At 41.2% G+C, this 18,984-nt stretch carries 15 protein-coding genes and 1 pseudogene; 13 read left to right on the top strand and 3 right to left on the bottom strand.

All coding sequences use genetic code 11. From position 1 onward, the window contains the following. Positions 1-241 precede the first annotated feature (241 nt). Complete coding sequence (locus tag QR722_RS11680) at positions 242-1,432, bottom strand: IS4 family transposase (protein WP_286283031.1); 1,191 nt, start codon at positions 1,430-1,432, stop codon at positions 242-244. A 278-nt stretch (positions 1,433-1,710) separates the two neighbouring features. After that, positions 1,711-2,142 (bottom strand): thioredoxin TrxC, encoded by a 432-nt coding sequence (trxC, locus tag QR722_RS11675; protein ID WP_286283030.1) that lies wholly within the window; start codon positions 2,140-2,142, stop codon positions 1,711-1,713. Positions 2,143-2,811: 669 nt separating this feature from the next. Here trxC and QR722_RS11670 point away from each other — a divergent pair. From QR722_RS11670 to QR722_RS11610, 13 genes and pseudogenes are all read left to right on the top strand, one after another. Beyond that, positions 2,812-3,977 (top strand): annotated as a pseudogene (locus tag QR722_RS11670) (IS3 family transposase). Between the two features lie 477 nt (positions 3,978-4,454). Continuing rightward, positions 4,455-6,002: a methyl-accepting chemotaxis protein gene (locus QR722_RS11665; RefSeq protein ID WP_286283029.1), complete on the top strand. Its 1,548-nt coding sequence runs from the start codon at positions 4,455-4,457 to the stop codon at positions 6,000-6,002. A 343-nt stretch (positions 6,003-6,345) separates the two neighbouring features. Then, positions 6,346-8,169, top strand: coding sequence for a DUF885 domain-containing protein (locus QR722_RS11660; RefSeq protein ID WP_286283028.1), 1,824 nt, complete (start codon positions 6,346-6,348; stop codon positions 8,167-8,169). A gap of 304 nt (positions 8,170-8,473) precedes the next feature. Next, on the top strand, positions 8,474-8,980 hold the full coding sequence (locus tag QR722_RS11655) for an HvfA family oxazolone/thioamide-modified RiPP metallophore (RefSeq protein WP_286283027.1): 507 nt from the start codon (positions 8,474-8,476) through the stop codon (positions 8,978-8,980). 85 nt (positions 8,981-9,065) lie between these two features. Continuing rightward, a complete protein-coding gene (locus QR722_RS11650) occupies positions 9,066-9,917 on the top strand; it encodes an HvfB family MNIO-type RiPP peptide maturase (RefSeq protein ID WP_286283026.1) in 852 nt (283 codons plus the stop codon). Continuing rightward, the gene (locus QR722_RS11645; protein WP_286283025.1) at positions 9,918-10,661 is read left to right on the top strand and encodes an HvfC family RiPP maturation protein; all 744 of its coding nucleotides are present in this window, start codon (positions 9,918-9,920) and stop codon (positions 10,659-10,661) included. It begins immediately after the preceding gene. 236 nt (positions 10,662-10,897) lie between these two features. Further along, positions 10,898-11,434 carry an adenine phosphoribosyltransferase gene (gene apt, locus QR722_RS11640; protein WP_286283024.1) on the top strand — a complete coding sequence of 179 codons (537 nt, stop codon included), beginning with the start codon at positions 10,898-10,900 and terminating at the stop codon, positions 11,432-11,434. A gap of 6 nt (positions 11,435-11,440) precedes the next feature. After that, entirely contained in the window at positions 11,441-13,972 is a 2,532-nt protein-coding gene (gene dnaX / locus QR722_RS11635; protein ID WP_286283023.1) for a DNA polymerase III subunit gamma/tau, read from the top strand. Between the two features lie 23 nt (positions 13,973-13,995). Beyond that, positions 13,996-14,322 carry a YbaB/EbfC family nucleoid-associated protein gene (locus tag QR722_RS11630; protein ID WP_286283022.1) on the top strand — a complete coding sequence of 109 codons (327 nt, stop codon included), beginning with the start codon at positions 13,996-13,998 and terminating at the stop codon, positions 14,320-14,322. 22 nt (positions 14,323-14,344) lie between these two features. Next, complete coding sequence (gene recR, locus QR722_RS11625; protein ID WP_286283021.1) at positions 14,345-14,944, top strand: recombination mediator RecR; 600 nt, start codon at positions 14,345-14,347, stop codon at positions 14,942-14,944. 100 nt (positions 14,945-15,044) lie between these two features. After that, positions 15,045-16,967, top strand: a complete 1,923-nt coding sequence (gene htpG, locus QR722_RS11620) for a molecular chaperone HtpG (protein ID WP_286283020.1) — start codon at positions 15,045-15,047, stop codon at positions 16,965-16,967. A 196-nt stretch (positions 16,968-17,163) separates the two neighbouring features. Next, entirely contained in the window at positions 17,164-17,808 is a 645-nt protein-coding gene (gene adk, locus QR722_RS11615; RefSeq protein ID WP_286283019.1) for an adenylate kinase, read from the top strand. Positions 17,809-17,877: 69 nt separating this feature from the next. Continuing rightward, positions 17,878-18,264, top strand: a complete 387-nt coding sequence (locus QR722_RS11610; protein WP_286283018.1) for an MAPEG family protein — start codon at positions 17,878-17,880, stop codon at positions 18,262-18,264. Positions 18,265-18,385: 121 nt separating this feature from the next. Here the strand turns inward: QR722_RS11610 and QR722_RS11605 are convergent, their stop codons facing one another. Continuing rightward, positions 18,386-18,835 carry an Hsp20 family protein gene (locus tag QR722_RS11605; RefSeq protein WP_286283017.1) on the bottom strand — a complete coding sequence of 150 codons (450 nt, stop codon included), beginning with the start codon at positions 18,833-18,835 and terminating at the stop codon, positions 18,386-18,388. Between the last annotated feature and the right edge of the window lie 149 nt (positions 18,836-18,984).

The raw sequence follows: 18,984 nt of genomic DNA, 5'->3' as shown, positions 1-18,984 counted from the left end.
GAAAAGCTTATATCAACCGAATGCTTAGATGTTCACAAGAAGGAATACTGAATAAGTGCCACGACATATTGTTTTCAGGGATGAAAACGCTAAGCGCACAGGGACGTATTTACCGCGTGGTCGTGGTGCTTTTGTTCAGTGGTGCTTCCCTGCAGCGCTCTATGCCTGTCCACATAACACAAGAACAGCTTCAAGTTACTCTGACCCTGAGGGATCGACCCTGAGGGATCCCCACGAATATTCAATCATTAAAATTGTCTGCTATCATAGTTCTGATATTTAATACCGCAGTTTCAAATTGCTCGCTGAGCAATTTTAAATGCTTATCTACGAAGCCTCTCAATCCTAAATAGTGAAACGATAATACTCGTCTAACCTTAACTGTGTTCGCTTGATAGCGACGGTGTAAACCAGCCGTGAACATTGCTAGACCTATAATGTTGGCCAGAATACTGGCAAGTGTAGCGATAAGGATGAGTACTGCAATGCGGTGTATACATCGGCTTTTATGGTGTTCAAAACCCAATCCAAATAAACTGCTTTTGATATCTCTAAACTCTTCTTCAATTTGCATACGCAGTCGATAAATAGCGACTATTTTTTTACCTAAACTTTTGGTGCGAGGAAGTGATGTGGCAATTAACCAAGGGTCTGTAGCACCTCTTGCATGGACCTTGGAACACTTAGATTGGCGGGCAATGTTATGTTGCGTTAAGCTATGTCGGCCTTTGCTTTTTCCTTTAAATAACACCAAGGTACATGCTAAAGGTTGGCTGCGGCAAATATGGCTAGTAAACCCTATAGGTTGACTGGTAGCTCGCTTATATAACTCAGAGGTATGCTCCCAGTCTTCTTTTTGATTAACATACATCATAGGCTTGCGGACTCTTCCTGCAAAGTCCCACCCCAGAGCAATGACCTCTTTAAACCAAGGGGTTTTATAGCCAGCATCTGTCACAATTATCGGTTTAGCATCGTCATCGATAATCGTCTTTAATTTTGCTAAAAACGCCTTGTGCGTGCACCGTTTTTCTTTCGTGCTCATATCATGAACTTCTTGATAAATAGCCACTCCTCGGCCATTAAAAGCTACCGAAGCCCTTAGCAAAAAACAGCCTTTATGCGTATCTAAGTCAGACCAGTCAATCAGAATAATAGGGCGTGATGAAGCATTCGTATATTGCGTATAGATGGCTTGATAGATAGGTAATTGTTCATTAATAATGTGTTTATTAGACAACAAGCGGTCCGCTTGTTTAATGCGATGTTTTTCATATGCTGAAGATGAAATACCGCGTCCCATGCTGGTAACACTGGCTTTAGCTCCATTTAGCAAACTGCTCACACAACTCGTTAATGACGCTCGTCTAACTTTATGCATTTTGGGCGTGACAGCTCTAAGGAACTTCTTCAAAATAACAACTTCATTCATGGTATTAGTCTTTAGTGATGTTTGGCGATTGATCTGATCACCAAGTACCGTGAATGTTCCAAATTATTTTAAATTACTTCTCTGTTTATTTCGTGGGGATACCTCAGACTCTGACCCTCTTGAAATAATGGCCCTTTTGAAATAGAGAGCCTATTATCAACCATCCATGATAACGCGCTCAGCCACTAAATACTGGGGCCCCGTGCTGCTATGTTACTTTATTTGACCTACTTACTCACAGGAGTATGAATTATAGCTAAGTAGATAATAAAAAACGCTCAACTTATCTTCTGGATGGTTTGAACTATCCATTGCTTCAGTTGGGCTTCGCTTAACGCACCAGATATACGATCTTGTTCTTTACCCATATAAAACATTACTAATGTTGGTAGGCTTCTAATCCCTGCCTCGGCCGCTACTTGCTGATTTGCTTCAGTATCGAGTTTTGCAAAAAGAATATTGGTTGTCACTGATGCAAGACTAGAAAATACCGGTGCCATCATGTGACATGGGCCGCACCAGGATGCCCAAAAATCGACTAAAACAGGTAGGTCATTTTTTCCAATGTATTTGAAGAAGCTTTCATTATCTAACTGGGCCGGTTGCTGAGTATGCATTAGTGATTGGCATTTTCCACATCGACCTTCCAGGTGATTTTTATTGTCTGGGATACGATTAGTCGCAAAGCAATCTGGGCAAACAATATGCATAAGAACCTCTATTGATTTTTAAATTGATATCATGAAATTTTCATATTTAGAGTTTATAGCACGGTAGCAATGACATAGGAATAAATGAGGAAAGTAAATAATTACGCTAATGCCCAATATTATTTCTGATTAGATATTTACTATTTTAAGGGGAGTGGAGTTAGGGTGTTCCGTGACGACAAATAATTACGATGGTATATTTCCACGCTTTTAGTCAGCCTTAATACAAAGCTTACGATTATTAAGATATAGGTAATGGAAATTGAGGGCACAATGGCGTTAATAAAAATCCAACATACTTTTAGAAAGTAACATCGTTGGTTAGGGTTTCCTGGCAGGGATCATACCTATTTACCCGATTAGTGGGGTCTTGCTGATTTTTCGAAATACAGGTTTTTTAAAATTTCAGCAAATAGAGATCCGTCAATTAGCAGTCGATTTAAATGCTGATGGGCTTGGTCAAAAGTTGAAACTCAGGGTTTTTCGGATAAACACTAGAACTCTAAAAGTATTGTCTTCAGCGATGGAACGTACAAGAGATTATCAGGGAGTGTAACAATAGTAAAAGTAGACTATCCACTAATACGGGTCAAATTGGTTAATGTAGTGGCAGACTAAACCCGAATATCGTTTTAAGTGGTAACATTACACTGATAAACGAGGTGTTCAATGGTAAAAAGAAGTCGCCGGTCATTTAGTCCGGAATTTAAACATGATGCTGCGAGTTTAGTTCTCGATCAAGGTTATAACTATGCCGAGGCATCCCGTACAGTTGATGTCCATGAGAATACGCTGCGTAGTTGGGTGCAACAATTGGAATTGGAGCGCGGCGGTACAACGCCGAAGTCCAAAGCATTAACAACAGACCAGCAACGTATTCAAGAGCTCGAGGCTCGAGTGAATAGACTAGAACGAGAAAAGTCGATACTAAAAAAGGCTACCGCTCTCTTGATGTCAGACGAACTGAAATCTACACGCTGATAGACCGATTGAGAGAGCATGAGTCAACTGAATTGGTCTGTTCGGCGATGGGAGTAGGCGTCAGTAGTTATTACGAACGTAAAAAACGACAACGACTTATCAAGACTAAAAGGCGCATATTGCGAGCCAGGGTGAAGCGCCTTTTCGACAAAAGTCGTCAGTCAGCGGGTTCACGCACCATTGTCGCTATGCTTCGCGATGAGGGCGTTGTCATGGGGCGGTTCAAAGCGAGTCGGCTCATGAAAGAGCAAGGACTGATGAGTAAGCAGCCTGGCAAGCACGCTTACAAAAACGTACAAGTTGAACGGCCGGACATTCCAAATTTATTGGCTCGTCAGTTTGATGTGGAACAGCCAAACCAGGTCTAGTGTGGAGATATCACCTACATTTGGACAGGAAGTTCATGGCATTATGCCGCGGTGGTTATCGACTTATTTACTCGACGTGTGATTGGGTGGAGCTTGTCGAATCGAGCGGACGCAGAGTTAGCTGCCAAAGCTTTGGATATGGCCTATGAGCATAGGGGAAAGCCACAGGATGTTATGTTCCATAGCGACCAAGGTTCACAATATGGTGCTCGTAAATTCCGACAGAGGCTATGGCGCTACCGAATGACATAAAGCATGAGTCGACGCGGCAAATGCTGGGATAACAGCCCAATGGAAAGAGTATTTAGAAGTCTAAAATCTGAATGGGTGCCTTCAAACGGTTACTGTTCGATAAACGAAGCGAAACGAGATGTGGGTTACTACCTGATGAATTATTATAACTGGGAAAGGCCACACCAATTTAACAATGGGCTACCACCTGCTAAAGCAGAAGAATTAGCTAAAATGGTGTCCGGATTTAGTTGACCACTACATAAACTACACAAAGCAACAACATACAGTCCATTATTTTTTAAATATTGGATTTGGTTTGGCATTGATGTTCATGCTATCAACACCACTATTTCAAACCAATTTCAATATCGCCGCTTCCGGGCAATATTTGCTCTAATACTAGTATTGTTGAGTTCCTAGAGTAGTGCCTTTAGTTGGGTTTTAACCACAATTTTAGGTTTCGCGACAGAAGTTACAATGCATTAAGCATAAAAATGAAAGGTTACTCCCTATGTAAAATAATGACTATAAACCACGTTATTTGCTCATCATTGTACCGTGTAAAAAAATTTCCTACCCTAGGGCAGTAGATATACCAAAGCAAAAATATTAATAGATATACGACTAAAAGCTTATATGATTTGATTGATTTAAAAGTAATTTTAAAGCAAAAAATCGTAAGATTAGGCTATATTAATCATCATTAACTACTAAAATGTGAACAATGCTGTGAAGTTATTAGCTATTCAATTCGTAAGTGCGCTCTTGTCTATTCTAGTCTTAGGTTATATTGCTACCCCTTGGTGGATTGTTGCGATAGTTTCATCTTTCATTATTGTCGCTATTGGCTGGATATTGCAAAACAAGCCTGAAATTCAAGAAGAAACTAAGATTGATGACAAGAATTTTAAATTGGTAGGTAACAGTATTAGCAAAGCATCGAGTCGAATTGCAATTGGCGGTGCTTCGGTCTCGCATTTTTTAGATAAACTTGCAGGTTCATTTAAAATACAAGTGGATAATGCTCAAGAGATTGCCGAAAGAATTAAACGTTTAGAAGATGACAATGATGAGTTATTACAATTTGCTGATATTGCTGAAAATAGGATACAGGATTCGGATGGAAAGACTCAGAAAAGTAAATTGTTACTAGCACAATTATTAACTCAACATAAAACCTTGGCTGCACAAATTACCCATTCGAAAGAAATGCTATCTATGCTTAGATCTAGTGCAGAGTCCATCGGCAATATCACCACAACAATTAATCAATTGGCAGATCAAACCAATATGCTAGCACTTAATGCTGCTATAGAAGCTGCTCGTGCCGGGGATCAAGGTCGGGGTTTTGCCGTGGTTGCCGATGAGGTAAGGGACTTAGCGAAGAGGACTACAGATGCAACTAAAGGAATTGATAATGTGCTCTCTGATATAAATAAGTGCAGTCAAGATTCAGTCGCATCTATCGAACAGGTAGCGGATGCTGGGGAGGTCATGTCAACAATTATCAATCAAACTTCCGAGCTCATTCAAGATACCAGTGTTTCATCCTCAGAAGCGGCAAACGCGATGTCGAAGGTTAAAAATACTGTTAGTTCTCACGGAGAAACTAATCGCGGTATTAGTTCTAATGTTCTGCAACTGCATGAAACAACCAAACGACTTGAACACGATTTGAAAGATGTGTCGGATCAGGTCCTGTCTCTTAGTAACCAAACCGAAGATATTTTCCGGCAACTTGATTTTTTCAATGTTGAAGAAGATCGTAATTTCCAAGTGCAAAAAATTGCTCGAGAAACCGCTAGCAAGATTGGGAGTTTGTTTGAATCAGCTATACAGAATGGAAAAATCAGTCAGCAAGTTCTGTTCGAGTTCAATTATAAACCGGTGAAGAATACTAATCCTCAGAAGTTCACCACTGGCTTTGATCAATTTACCGATAGTCATTTACCTAGTATTCAGGAGCCAATCCTCAATCAATATAGTTTTATAATTTATGCTGGGGCGGTGGACATTAATGGATATTTCCCCACCCACAATAAAAAGTTTAGTCATCCCATGACAGGTAACTATGAAAAGGATTTAGCCAATAGCCGCACAAAACGAGTTTTTGATGACTATACAGGCGCTAGGTGTGGGAAGAACACTCAGAAATTTTTACTGCAGACTTACAAAAGAGACACTGGCGAAATAATGCATGACTTATCGGCTCCCATTTATGTAAATGGTAAGCATTGGGGAGGCTTTAGAATTGGCTACAGTGCTTCAGAACATTAGGTCACCTGGGAAGCGGAAACAAGAATGAATATAAGCCAGTAATGATCATTGTGTATAAAACCCACCGTTATAAAGAGTGATGCTTCGGATCTTATTCCTAATGGCTACCCTCATTGCCGCCCAGTGTTTAGCCATACGTTATGCAACTACATAGATATTTTTTGAGCTAAAGTTTTAATTCGTTTGCACAATGCATACCTTACCCTTTGTTGATCTAACGATCTTTTAATTCTTTAAGGGTTGATAAATAAACAGTTACAAATCATTTACCATTAATTGTACACACGGATTTAAATGTTTGGCATAGTCTGATGGGGAAATAAAAATAACAACTGGAGAGATAATGAAAACTTTTTTTAAATGGACAGGGCTGCTGCTTTTGTTATTAATTATATTAGGCAGTGCGCTGGGCGCCCATGAGTGGTATGCCAAAAAGCCATTCTTTTTTCGAGCTTTTCTTGACCGAACCTTGATTGCGGTTGCAATGGATAACCCCGAACTTCTTACTTCTATAGGTGTATTGGAGTCTATGGGCATCAGAGGACATAATGCCGAGCTCAATGATGACAGTTTACAAAAAGCAGATGAGATGTATGTTCTGATGAAACAGGTTCGTGAAAATCTGTTGTCATATTCAGATGATTCTTTGGATGATCACCAATTACTATCAAAAGAGATCGCGCTTTATTTGCTGGATGCCGGAGTAGCAGCTGAACCCTACCGGTTCCATGATTATCCGGTAAATCAGTTATTTGGGTTGCAGAATGAATTCCCAAGTTTTATGGACTCACAACATCAAGTCAATACAGTAGAAGATGCGGAAAACTATGTATCCAGATTAAAAAAATCTAGCGTTAAATTTGCTCAAAATATGGAAGGTTTGTTGGTTAGAGAGCAAAAAAATATCATCCCTCCAAGATTCGTAATTGATCGCGTACTTGAGGAAATGCAGGCATTTGTTGATGCTCCACCAGAGGAAAATATTTTATATACGTCTTTGGCTAAAAAAATCGAGGATGCTAGCGAATTTGATGATACTCAAACAGAACGAGTACTAGCCGAGACCTCGGATGCAATTAAATCTCATGTTTACCCAGCCTATCAGTCTTATATTGAATACTTTGATAAATTAAAAAGCAAAGCCGGTTCTGATGATGGTTATTGGCGTCTTGAAGGCGGTGATATTGCTTATCAGCAGGCATTGCAGTTTTTTACAACGACTAACTACTCAGCTGACTTTATTCATAACACTGGTTTAGCAGAAGTTGAGCGCATTCAGCAGCAAATTTTGACAATTTTAGCATCAGAAGGATTTGATGTATCACAAGGTTTTACCGCTGCAATCGATACGTTAAAGAACGATGAACGCTTCTACTATGAAGACTCTGACGAGGGAAGAGCGCAAATTCTTGTGGATTATCAGCTGATCTTAGATGAAATCAATGCGAAAATGGGAGAAGCTTTTAATACCTTGCCTAAAGCTGGCATGGAAGTGAAGCGGATCCCTGAGTTTAAAGAGAAAACTGCGCCTGGTGCATACTATCAGCGCCCGTCAATGGATGGTTCTCGTCCAGGTGTATTCTTCGCTAATCTTTACGATATTAAAGCGACGCCTAAATATGGCATGCGTACTTTGGCATACCATGAAGGTATTCCAGGCCATCACTTTCAAATTAGTATTTCCATGGAGTTAGAAGGGCTACCTATTTTTAGAACCTTGTCTCCCTTTACTGCTTATACTGAAGGTTGGGCGCTTTATACTGAGCGGTTAGCTTGGGAATTAGGATTTGAGAAGGATCCATTCGATAATATCGGACGTTTACAAGCAGAGTTATTTAGAGCCGTTCGTTTGGTTGTTGATACTGGTATTCATGCTAAGCGTTGGACCAGAGAAGAAGCCATCCAATATATGGCAGACAATACAGGGATAGCACAAAGTGATGTGGTATCTGAAATTGAACGTTATATCGTAATGCCAGGACAAGCGACTGCATACAAAGTCGGTATGATGAAAATATTGGAAGTCAGAGAAAAAGCCAAACAAGCGCTAGGCGATAAATTTGATTTGGCAGAATTCCATGATGTTGTTTTGAAAAATGGCGCGGTACCTTTGGATATTCTTGAGCGCCTCGTAGACCAATATATTCAGAGTAAACAGGCCAGATAAAATATATTCTAATTTGGGGGGGGCGACTGCCCCCCATATATTCGCCTTTGTTCTGACTGATATAAAATGAATTGTGATAATTTAACCGAAAGTATTTTATTGATTGAGCTTTCTTATTCTTTACTGCAAGTAAGATAAAGCAGGAAGGGTAAAAGTATATTGCACTCAATTTAGTGACAGCTTGCTTATTTCATATTTTTCAAATCGTTGTAGTTACACCAAATATATGAAATTACTTTTTATTAACAAGGGTCTCTCTACATAATGGTAAATCTAACTCAACAACAATATGATAGGAATTAATATGAATCAAATAAAAAGATCGACTATCGCTACAGCTCTAGGTGCAGTCGTTATTGGCTCACTTTCGTCAATTAGTTTACAAGCAAATGCTAATCCTTTTGCTATTCAAACCTTGGAGTCGGGCTACATGCAAGATGCCGCTGAAGGCAAATGTGGCGGAGACAAAGTCAAAGAAGAAGGCAAGTGCGGCGGCGATAAAGCCAAAAAAGAAGGTAAGTGTGGCGAAGGCAAGTGCGGTGGTGATAAAGCCAAAGAAGAAGGCAAGTGCGGAGGAGACAAAGCCAAAAAAGAAGGCAAGTGCGGCGAGGGTAAGTGCGGTGGCGATAAAGCCAAACAAGAAGGTAAGTGTGGCGAAGGCAAATGCGGTGGCGATAAAGCCAAAAAAGAAGGTAAGTGTGGCGAAGGCAAGTGCGGCGGTGACAAAGCCAAAAAAGAAGGAAAGTGTGGTGAAGGGAAGTGCGGCAGTGACAAAGCCAAAAAAGAAGGCAAGTGCGGCGGCCAAGCTTAAGTCAACTAAACAGTGTAGAACAAAGACCGGTTTATGCCGGTCTTTGTTGTTTGAAAAAGCCCATAAATAATTATTCGGACTCGTTATGAACAACAATTTGCTCCATGGGGCAGGGTTAGGATTACGTCGAGAAATGCTCGATGAGGTGTTGCCAGATATTCCCCCTGAGATCGATTTTTGGGAAGTCGCTCCTGAAAACTGGATCCCATTGGGCGGGAAGTATCAGCATCAATTGGAAGCTTTTAGTCAAAATACCCAATTCGTAAATCATGGCTTATCGCTTTCTATAGGCAGTTTCGACCCACTTGATATAAAATTTATTAAAGAAATAAAGAGTTTTTTAGACAGACACAATGTTATCTATTACAGCGAACATTTGAGCTATTGTTCTGGCAACGGGCACATGTATGATTTAATGCCTATACCCTTTACTGAGGAAGCCGTGCGGCATGTTGTGGAGCGAATACAAATCGTTCAAGATATTCTAAAACGCCCTCTTGTTTTGGAAAATGTGTCCTATTATGCCGCACCAGGTCAGGATATGACGGAGTTGGATTTCACCCTTGAAGTGTTAAAACGATCAGGTGGTTTGTTGTTGCTAGATGTAAACAATATTTATGTAAACTCAATAAACCATGGATACAATGCAACGGCATTTTTACAGGCGTTGCCAAGTGACAAAATTGCTTACGGCCATATTGCGGGTCATTATGATGAAGCCGAAGATTTAAAAGTGGATACACATGGGGCCGATGTAATTCAACCCGTTTGGTCGTTATTAGAGCAAGCCTATCAATTTCATGGTGTTTTCCCAACCTTACTGGAGCGTGATTTTAATATTCCATCCATTGATGAATTAATCCAAGAAGTAAATAAAATAAAAGCTATCCAAAGTAAAATATCCCAACAGAAAAATGGTGCCAAGGAGTATTCCTAATTGAATGACTTCAAACAGATTCAGACTGATTTTGTGGCCAGTCTAAGAGATCCTGAAAACCATCCCATGGTGGGTATTGAACCTCGCCGAATGAACATTTATAAGGAGCTATTTTTTACTAACATCTTGGGTTTTTTAAACACCGGTTTTCCTGTCTTGGCAAGTATTTATGGTGAAAATAAATGGCAACAACTTGCTCGCCAGTTTTTTGCTAAACATCAATGCCAATCCCCTTACTTTATTGACATCAGTAAAGAGTTCGTGACATTTCTCGATGAGGAATTTTCGGCTACTGAATTTGACCCCTGCTTTGCTGCGGAATTAGCTCATTATGAATGGTTGGAGCTGGATGTCAGTGCCAGAAAGTCCAAACAAAAAGCTATCATCTGGGATGGAGAATGTGATTTTGAACGAGTCAGCTTTTCAGGGCTGGCAAGCTTAGCGGGATATCATTATCCTGTGCATCAAATCACTATCGATAATCAACCTAAAAGCCCTAGTGAGCCAATTTATATTGTCGTGTATCGGAACTCGGCGTTTGATGTTAGATTCTCGGTAGTCAATGTTGTTACCGCCCATCTATTGAACGAAATCCAAAGTGTAAATTCTGTTGAAGTAGCGCTATTGCTCGAACATATGAGCGACGCATTGCCGCAGTTACCGAAGCAACAGGTCACCGATACTACAATTCAGTCGTTGGAACAACTTCTTAATCAACAAATATTGTTGCTTCCAAGAGATTAATCACTGTTAATTAAAGCCGCTTTGGATTAGTATTTGGCGCTTTGTGAACAATAGTTAAAATCGTTGGAGTGTCACTATGCAAGAACAAAATGCAGCTAAAGATCCGTTCAACTGGACTTACTTTTTTATTTTTGTGGCTGTCCTAATTGCGTTGCCGTTAATGCACGTTATTTTAGGGTGGTTTGCATTCTATCTTTGATTTTAAGTCGTAAAGCAAGCCACATAAGAGGATTTCTGTGTCAGCTGAATATATAAAATCGGTAGTTAAGACCGTCCCAGACTACCCAAAGCCGGGCATCATGTTTAGAGATGTTACATCGGTATTAGAGGATCATACTGCTTTTTCCAAGAGCATAGCCTTATTGTTGGAAAAATTCCTACCGCTGAAGTTCGATAAGGTTGCTGGTACAGAGGCCAGAGGCTTCTTATTTGGTGCACCATTAGCGATTGAAATGGGGATTGGTTTTGTACCTGTTCGAAAGCCGAATAAATTACCGCGCAAAACTATTTCAGAAACCTATGAATTGGAATATGGCATGGATACCTTAGAGATCCACGAAGACGCCATCAAGCCTGGTGAAAGAGTATTAATGATTGATGACCTTCTCGCCACTGGCGGCACTATGGTTGCCACCGCTAATCTGATTCGTCAATTGGGCGGTATTGCCGAACATGCTGGTTTCATCATTTCATTACCAGATTTAGGTGGTGAAGAAAAATTGAAGAGACACGGTGTAGCTTGCCATTCTTTATGTAGCTTCGACGGCGAATAATTCTTAATGGCATATCAGGTACTGGCAAGAAAATGGCGACCCAATCAATTCTCCGAATTAGTTGGTCAAGAGCATGTTGTTACCGCGATATCAAACGCTTTAGATAACAATCGCTTGCATCATGCATATTTGTTCACAGGTACTCGAGGCGTAGGGAAAACCACCATAGCGCGGATTTTCTCAAAGAGTTTAAATTGTGAAACTGGCATGAGTGCAACACCTTGCGGTCAGTGCCATACCTGTAAAGAAATTGAAAATGGTAGCTTTGTTGATTTACTCGAAATTGACGCTGCCTCTCGCACTAAAGTTGAAGACACACGGGAGTTATTGGATAACGTTCAATACAAGCCTACCCGGGGTGAATACAAAGTGTACTTGATTGATGAAGTGCACATGTTATCTAAACACAGTTTCAATGCGCTGTTAAAAACCTTGGAGGAGCCGCCCCCACACGTTAAATTCTTGCTGGCCACCACAGATCCACAGAAACTCCCCGTGACCATTCTGTCGCGCTGCCTTCAGTTTAATCTAAAAGCATTATCGCGCGAACAGATTAGTCAGCAACTATCTTACGTACTTGAACAAGAACATATTCCCTTCGACAAACCGGCGCTATTACAACTATCTCGTGCTGCACAAGGCAGCATGCGTGATGCACTGAGTTTAACCGATCAAGCCATAGCGCAAGGGAATGGCCAAGTTACTAACCAGATAGTTACTGATATGCTGGGTTTGATGGACAAAGGTCAGGTCATCAAGCTAGTGCATAGCTTATTTAGCAACAAGGCTAGTGAAGTCATGGCGTTAGTTGAAGCGCTTTCGCAGCAAGCAGCAGATTACGAGCAGGTGCTGGGTGAAATGATGAGCTTATTGCATCAGGTTGCATTGACTCAATTCGTACCAGAAGCCTGTAAACTTGAAACGGTTTCTGCCAGAGCTGTGTATCAATTGTCTAAAATGTTGGCACCCGAGCAAGTTCAACTCAATTATCAAATAGCCTTGCAAGGTAAAAAAGATATTGCTTTTGCGGCAGATGCTCGGGTTGGATTGGAAATGACCTTGCTGCGTATGATGGCTTTTAATCCCACACCCTTGAATTTGTCAATTGACGATACAGTGGATTTGTCTCGTGAAGAAATTGCCGCAGTTGCATCTACTGCATCTGAAGCGACTACAGAAGCGTTAGTCTCCGGTGGTGATGAAAAGCATAAATTGCAACCACTGAGTGATGAATCAGATGTTGACAAAGCGAGTCTTACTGAAGAGTTAGTGAGCCAGCAAGCCGATATTATACGTCAAGCTGAATCGTTGACGCCCAATAGTCAGCCAGCCAAAGAACCAGGGCCATCTAGCCAAGATAGTTATTCTGCAGATTTTTCAGAACAGAATTTTGAGCAAAATACAGCTCATCAAAATATAGACTCCGCTGATGACGATTTTTACTTTTATCAAAATGAACAGGCGGCATCTGAGTGCTCAGCACAAATGCCTCCTGAACATATAAACCATGACTATGCGCCTGATGTGTCAGCTACAGGGTCAAGAGCATCGACGGCTCAAGTCACTTCTCAAGTTAGTTTAACTTCAACCCAATCGTTAATAGATTTGAAAAATAAACTAGCACAAAAAGAAACCGGTTCGGAGGTTGCAGATGCATCGACAAAAAAGTCTGAAAGCAAGGCCGATTTCAGCCGATTTAGTCCCAAATCACCGATAAACGAACAACCTATTACGAAGCTGTTTTTGCCACCGGATAACCCATCGACTAGTGAGCAATCTGAGACAACCGCTCCGCAGGATATACCTAGCTCAGTTCTGCCATCATCAGAGGTGGGCAGGCCAAGGGATTTTACTGTTGCTAGGGACTATGAACCTGCTAAAAGTACAACATTACTTTGCCAAGACACCTCCGCAATGCATGAAGGTGGCTATACTCATCAAGGGTTACAAACTGAACCTCAAGTTCAGTCGGGACAGCTAAAGGGGCACGCAGATATACCGCCTTGGGAATCGAATCAAAATTCAGCCATCCCAGCCAGTATCATTGACGACCAAGATAGCAGTCAGTTCGATCCTATGGCCCATCTCCAAGAGGATGTGGATGTCGAGGTCGATTTTGACATTCCTGTCTTTTTAGAAAATGGTGAAAAGGTTATTGCAGCCCACCAATTAGATACATGGAGTCAGATCATTGAGGCCTCAAATGTGGCTGGTTTAACTAAGCAGTTGGCACTGCATTCGGCTTATACCAAGAATGCTAACGTGGTGACCTTGAATTTGATAGAATCGAAGCCACATTTAGATACTGAACTGGCTCGAAATCAACTTCAGCAGGCGTTGAGTGAAGTATTCCAGCAACCAATTGAATTACTGGTTGAACATGAAAAACCTAAAAATACGCCTTACGCAGTGCAGCGGTCGATCAATCAGGTACGAATCGCACATGCCCGTGATGTTGCTGAAAATGATGAAAATATCGGCCTGATCAAGTCAGTATTCTCAGCACGAGTGCTGAACGATAGTATTAAACCTAGATAGAAACCAAATAAGAGAGAGAAAACATGTTTAAAGGTGGTATGGGAAATATCATGAAGCAAGCGCAGCAAATGCAAGAGCGCATGCAAAAAACCCAAGAAGAGCTTGCTAACATAGAAGTTACAGGCGAAGCCGGAGCGGGCATGGTTAAAGTTACCATGACCTGTAATCATAATGTCAGACGAGTGGATATCGACCCTAGTTTAATGGACGATGAAAAAGAAATGATTGAAGATTTGGTGGCTGCTGCAATCAATGATGCGGTTAGACGGATCCAAGAAACCAATAAAGAAAAAATGGGTGATGTCACTGGTGGTATGCCGTTACCCCCAGGCTTCAAGATGCCCTTTTAGATTCAATGTTAAGGTTCTCTAGATGAAGTTTAGTCCGTTAATTTCTGAGCTGATTGAAACGCTTACTTATTTACCAGGGGTTGGCAAAAAAAGCGCTCAACGGATGGCATTCCACTTATTGGAGCGTAATCGTCAGGGAGCCTTGCAGCTAAGCCAAAACTTGCATGATGCTATGGAGCATATTAAACACTGTTCAGCCTGTCGTACCTTTACAGAGGCATCTCTGTGCGAAATATGCAGTGATGCGGAGCGTGAAACCAGTGGTCAATTGTGTATCGTTGAATCACCTCAAGATGTATTAGCCATTGAGCAAACCTCAGAGTTTAAGGGGCGATACTTTGTGTTAATGGGCCACTTATCTCCGATTGATGGCATAGGTCCAAACGAAATTGGCCTGAATGAGCTATCAAAACTATTAGATAGCGGGCTTTTCAAAGAAGTTATTTTAGCCACTAACCCAACGGTAGAAGGCGAAGCCACCGCCCATTATATTGCCCAAATGTGTAAAGACCGATCCCTGTCTGCCACTCGGCTGGCTCATGGAATGCCTGTTGGTGGTGAACTTGAATACGTAGACGGCAACACCCTCATCCATGCGTTTACCGGCAGACGTTCCATTTAGCGATTATTTTTAACAAAATCGAAAATTATTGTTGAAAAGCAATTAAACGACCACATCTCCTAAGCCTAGAACCAAATGCTCAATTAGGAGAAAATTGTTTATGGCTGAAGCCGCTCACCAAGAAACTCATGGATTTCAAACCGAAGTAAAACAATTGCTTCAACTGATGATCCATTCACTTTATTCCAATAAAGAAATATTCCTACGCGAATTAGTATCCAATGCTGCTGATGCTGCTGACAAACTTAGATTCAAAGCGTTATCAGACGATTCACTGTTTGAAGGGGATGGTGATCTTGCAGTAAAACTAAGTGCTGATAAAGAAGCGGGTACCATTACAATCTCTGATAATGGTATTGGCATGAACCGCGAAGATGTGATTGAGCATCTTGGAACTATTGCTAAATCGGGAACCAAAGAATTTTTCAGTCATTTATCCGGTGATCAAGCCAAAGATTCACAACTTATAGGCCAGTTCGGTGTAGGTTTCTACTCCTCATTTATCGTCGCTGATAATGTGGTAGTGCGCACCAGAGCCGCTGGAGACAGCGCTGATAAAGGTGTTGAATGGCAGTCGGCAGGAGAAGGTGAATTTACGGTTAAAGACATCGTTAAAGAGGATAAAGGCACCGAAATTATTCTGCATCTGCGCGAAGAAGAAAAAGAGTTTGCAGATGAATGGCGTTTACGCTCGATCGTAAATAAGTATTCTGAGCATATTGGCATTCCGGTTAAAATGTACAAAGCAGAAGTCCCTGAATCAGATGGGCCTGATGGCGAAAAAATCCCTGCTCAACCAGGCAACTGGGAAGCTGTCAACAAGGCTACAGCATTATGGACTCGCGACAAATCTGAAATTAGCGACGAAGAATACAATGAATTTTATAAGCATGTTTCCCATGACTTTACCGATCCATTGCTTTGGTCACACAATAAAGTCGAAGGTAAAACCGAATACACCAGCTTATTGTATATCCCATCAAAGGCTCCTTTTGATTTGTGGAATCGTGATCAAAACCACGGTTTGAAACTTTATGTTCAACGCGTTTTTATTATGGACGATGCGGAACAGTTCATGCCGGTGTATTTGCGTTTCGTTAAAGGCTTGTTAGATTCTAACGATTTACCTTTGAACGTTTCTCGCGAAATATTACAAGATAACAAAATCACTCAAGCTATCCGTCAAGGTTGCAGTAAGCGTGTTATTCAAATGCTTGAACGCATGGCAAAAAATGAGCCTGAAAAATATCAATCATTTTGGACTGAGTTTGGTAACGTCTTGAAGGAAGGCCCTTCTGAAGACCACGCTAATAAAGACAAAATTGCTGGGTTATTGCGTTTTGCATCCACCCATAATGACAGCGATGCGCAAACCGTCTCGCTAGAAGATTATATTGGCCGTATGAAAGAAGGTCAGGAAAAAATCTATTTCATTACCGCCGACAGTTATCAAGCTGCTAAATCAAGCCCTCATCTTGAAATATTCAAGAAGAAAGGCATTGAAGTTTTGTTAATGTCTGACCGAATTGATGAATGGTTGATGTCGCATTTGACTGAATTCCAAGAAAAATCGTTTCAGTCTATTGCCCGCGGAACCCTAGATCTAGGTGATTTAGATGACGAAGAGAGCAAGAAAGAACAAGAAGCAGCTGAAAAGCAGGTAGAAGGTGTATTAGACAGAGTTAAATCAGCGCTTGGAGACAAAGTCGTTGATGTTAAATTTACTCACCGCTTAACTGATTCGCCTGCGTGTATCGTGACAGACGAACAAGGTATGTCTACTCAAATGATCAAGCTTATGCAAGCTGCAGGACAACCTGCACCCGAAGCGAGATATCATTTTGAACTTAACCCAGAGCATCAATTAGTTAAGATGCTGGCTGAGTTACAAGATGAAGGTCAGTTTGCGCAATGGACAGCAGTTCTGTATGACCAAGCAGCATTGTCAGAGCAAGGTAGCTTGAAAGATCCTGCTAGCTTCGTGCAGAATCTAAACAAGCTATTGGTTGATTTGGCTAAATAGCATATTAGGTTAGTTAATAAAAAACGGGCTTCTAGCCCGTTTTTTGTTGTAACGGATATTTTTATACCTCTAATTGCACCCATTTTGCATATTTTCTACCACTTTGGCATTAGGTGTGTCTGATATTCTTGTATACCTACTAACGAATGTGTAAAGTTGCGGTTGGATTCAATTTTACTACTTAAGAGGACACGGCATGCGCATTATTCTTCTTGGCGCGCCAGGTGCAGGCAAAGGCACCCAAGCTCAATTTTTGATGGGAAAATATGGCATCCCGCAAATATCAACTGGCGATATGTTGAGAGCGGCGATAAAAGCAGGTACTGACTTAGGTCTTGCGGCGAAAAAGGTGATGGATGAAGGCAAACTGGTATCAGATGATCTGATCATTGGTTTGGTCAAAGAGCGAATTACTCAGCCTGATTGTAAAAGTGGCTTTTTATTAGATGGCTTCCCGCGCACTATTCCACAAGCTGACGCGATGAAGCAAGCTGGTATAAACGTGGACTTTTGTATCGAATTTGATGTGGCTGATGACGTAATAGTAGAGCGTATGGCTGGACGACGTGTTCATCCTGGTTCTGGCCGTGTTTATCACATAAGTTATAACCCGCCAAAAGAAGCTGGTAAAGATGACGTATCGGGCGAAGAGCTAGTGATCCGTCCTGACGACGAAGAATTAACGGTTCGTAAGCGGTTGACTGTTTATCACGAGCAAACTAAGCCATTGATTGAATATTACAGTGCCGAAGCCAAAGCAGGCAATTGTCAATATATCAAGATTGATGGTACCCAAGCGGTCGATGTTGTAAGTCAGGAATTAGCTGAAAAGTTATCTTAAACTACGATCAATAAAATTTTGTAAAAGCCCACTATGATGTGGGCTTTTTAATTCAATGCGGGAAATAACATGAGCACGCCAATTACAGCATTTTACGCTGGCTTGATGGGGATAACCTTTCTATATTTATCTATTTTAGTCATCAAACAACGTCGTGGTTTAAAAGTGAGTTTAGGCGATGGAGGCGACAGCCATTTTCAAGGTGTAATCCGAGCCCATGGCAATTTTGCAGAATACGTACCCCTTATCTTAATTCTTCTATTAATTGCAGAGCAAAACAGCGTGAACTATATTCTACTGCATGCTGTGGGGACCGCACTTCTGATAGGGCGTATTATCCATGCCTACGGCCTTAGGCATCACGTGGGCGTGAGCTGGCAAAGGATGTGGGGCACAGTTCTGACATTTGCCGCGCTCCTCACTGCTGCAGTACTAAATATTTTAGTAGTTTACTAATGTAAACTGAATAGCCATCTGTTTAAATTGACCACTTAGGTTTGATTAGGCAATAAAAACGGCGCCTATTTGGCGCCGTTTCTGATTAATAACTAACATAAGTCAGTTAATTCTAATTGGCTTAATTGGATTGGTTTTCGAGTAAGTTACTTCCAATCTCAATTTTCCTAGGCTTTTTCGCTTCAGGGATAACCCGTTCCAAGTCAATATGCAGTATGCCGTGTTTCATGTCTGCGGCCAGCACTTTAACGTGGTCACCGAGTTGGAATTTGCGTTCGAAGTTGCGTTCAGAAATACCTTTGTGAAGGAATTTACGTTCCCCTTCGCCTTTCTCTTTTGTCAGTGTTCCTGACACTTTCAAGGTATTTTCTTGTACTTCTATTTCAATGTCGTCTTGTGAAAAGCCAGCCACTGCCATAGTGATGCGATACTTGTCATCACTTAACAATTCAATGTTGTAAGGGGGGTAGGCAGTTTGTTTCTCACTTTGAGAAGCTGCATCAATCATAGATGCCAAGTGATCAAAACCGATAAACGAACGATAAAGTGGAGATAAATCTATATTACGCATTTTCATATCCTCGCTAAAAAGCAATATGTTTAATTATTTAAGTTTTTGCCCCGATAATTCGGCGGCGTTATGTGTCGACCCTTTCGGCGTCGACAAGTAATATGTGTGGTAAGCAATGGCTTTTTTCAACGTCGATAATTAAAAAAAGT

It is taken from the genome of Aliiglaciecola sp. LCG003 (genome assembly GCF_030316135.1).
In the GTDB taxonomy this organism is placed as follows: domain Bacteria; phylum Pseudomonadota; class Gammaproteobacteria; order Enterobacterales; family Alteromonadaceae; genus Aliiglaciecola.
Note: the sequence above shows the minus strand (reverse complement) of the source record. Positions and strands in the feature narration are given on the sequence as shown.

Excerpts from the sequence above, each read along its gene's own strand:
- trxC (WP_286283030.1), bottom strand. The coding sequence starts at position 2,142 with ATGCATATTGTTTGCCCAGATTGCTTTGCGACTAATCGTATCCCAGAC.
- adk (WP_286283019.1), top strand. The coding sequence starts at position 17,164 with ATGCGCATTATTCTTCTTGGCGCGCCAGGTGCAGGCAAAGGCACCCAA.
- QR722_RS11655 (WP_286283027.1), top strand. The coding sequence starts at position 8,474 with ATGAATCAAATAAAAAGATCGACTATCGCTACAGCTCTAGGTGCAGTC.
- QR722_RS11610 (WP_286283018.1), top strand. The coding sequence starts at position 17,878 with ATGAGCACGCCAATTACAGCATTTTACGCTGGCTTGATGGGGATAACC.
- dnaX (WP_286283023.1), top strand. The coding sequence starts at position 11,441 with ATGGCATATCAGGTACTGGCAAGAAAATGGCGACCCAATCAATTCTCC.
- QR722_RS11630 (WP_286283022.1), top strand. The coding sequence starts at position 13,996 with ATGTTTAAAGGTGGTATGGGAAATATCATGAAGCAAGCGCAGCAAATG.
- QR722_RS11680 (WP_286283031.1), bottom strand. The coding sequence starts at position 1,432 with ATGAATGAAGTTGTTATTTTGAAGAAGTTCCTTAGAGCTGTCACGCCC.
- recR (WP_286283021.1), top strand. The coding sequence starts at position 14,345 with ATGAAGTTTAGTCCGTTAATTTCTGAGCTGATTGAAACGCTTACTTAT.
- QR722_RS11650 (WP_286283026.1), top strand. The coding sequence starts at position 9,066 with ATGAACAACAATTTGCTCCATGGGGCAGGGTTAGGATTACGTCGAGAA.
- QR722_RS11605 (WP_286283017.1), bottom strand. The coding sequence starts at position 18,835 with ATGCGTAATATAGATTTATCTCCACTTTATCGTTCGTTTATCGGTTTT.
- QR722_RS11660 (WP_286283028.1), top strand. The coding sequence starts at position 6,346 with ATGAAAACTTTTTTTAAATGGACAGGGCTGCTGCTTTTGTTATTAATT.
- htpG (WP_286283020.1), top strand. The coding sequence starts at position 15,045 with ATGGCTGAAGCCGCTCACCAAGAAACTCATGGATTTCAAACCGAAGTA.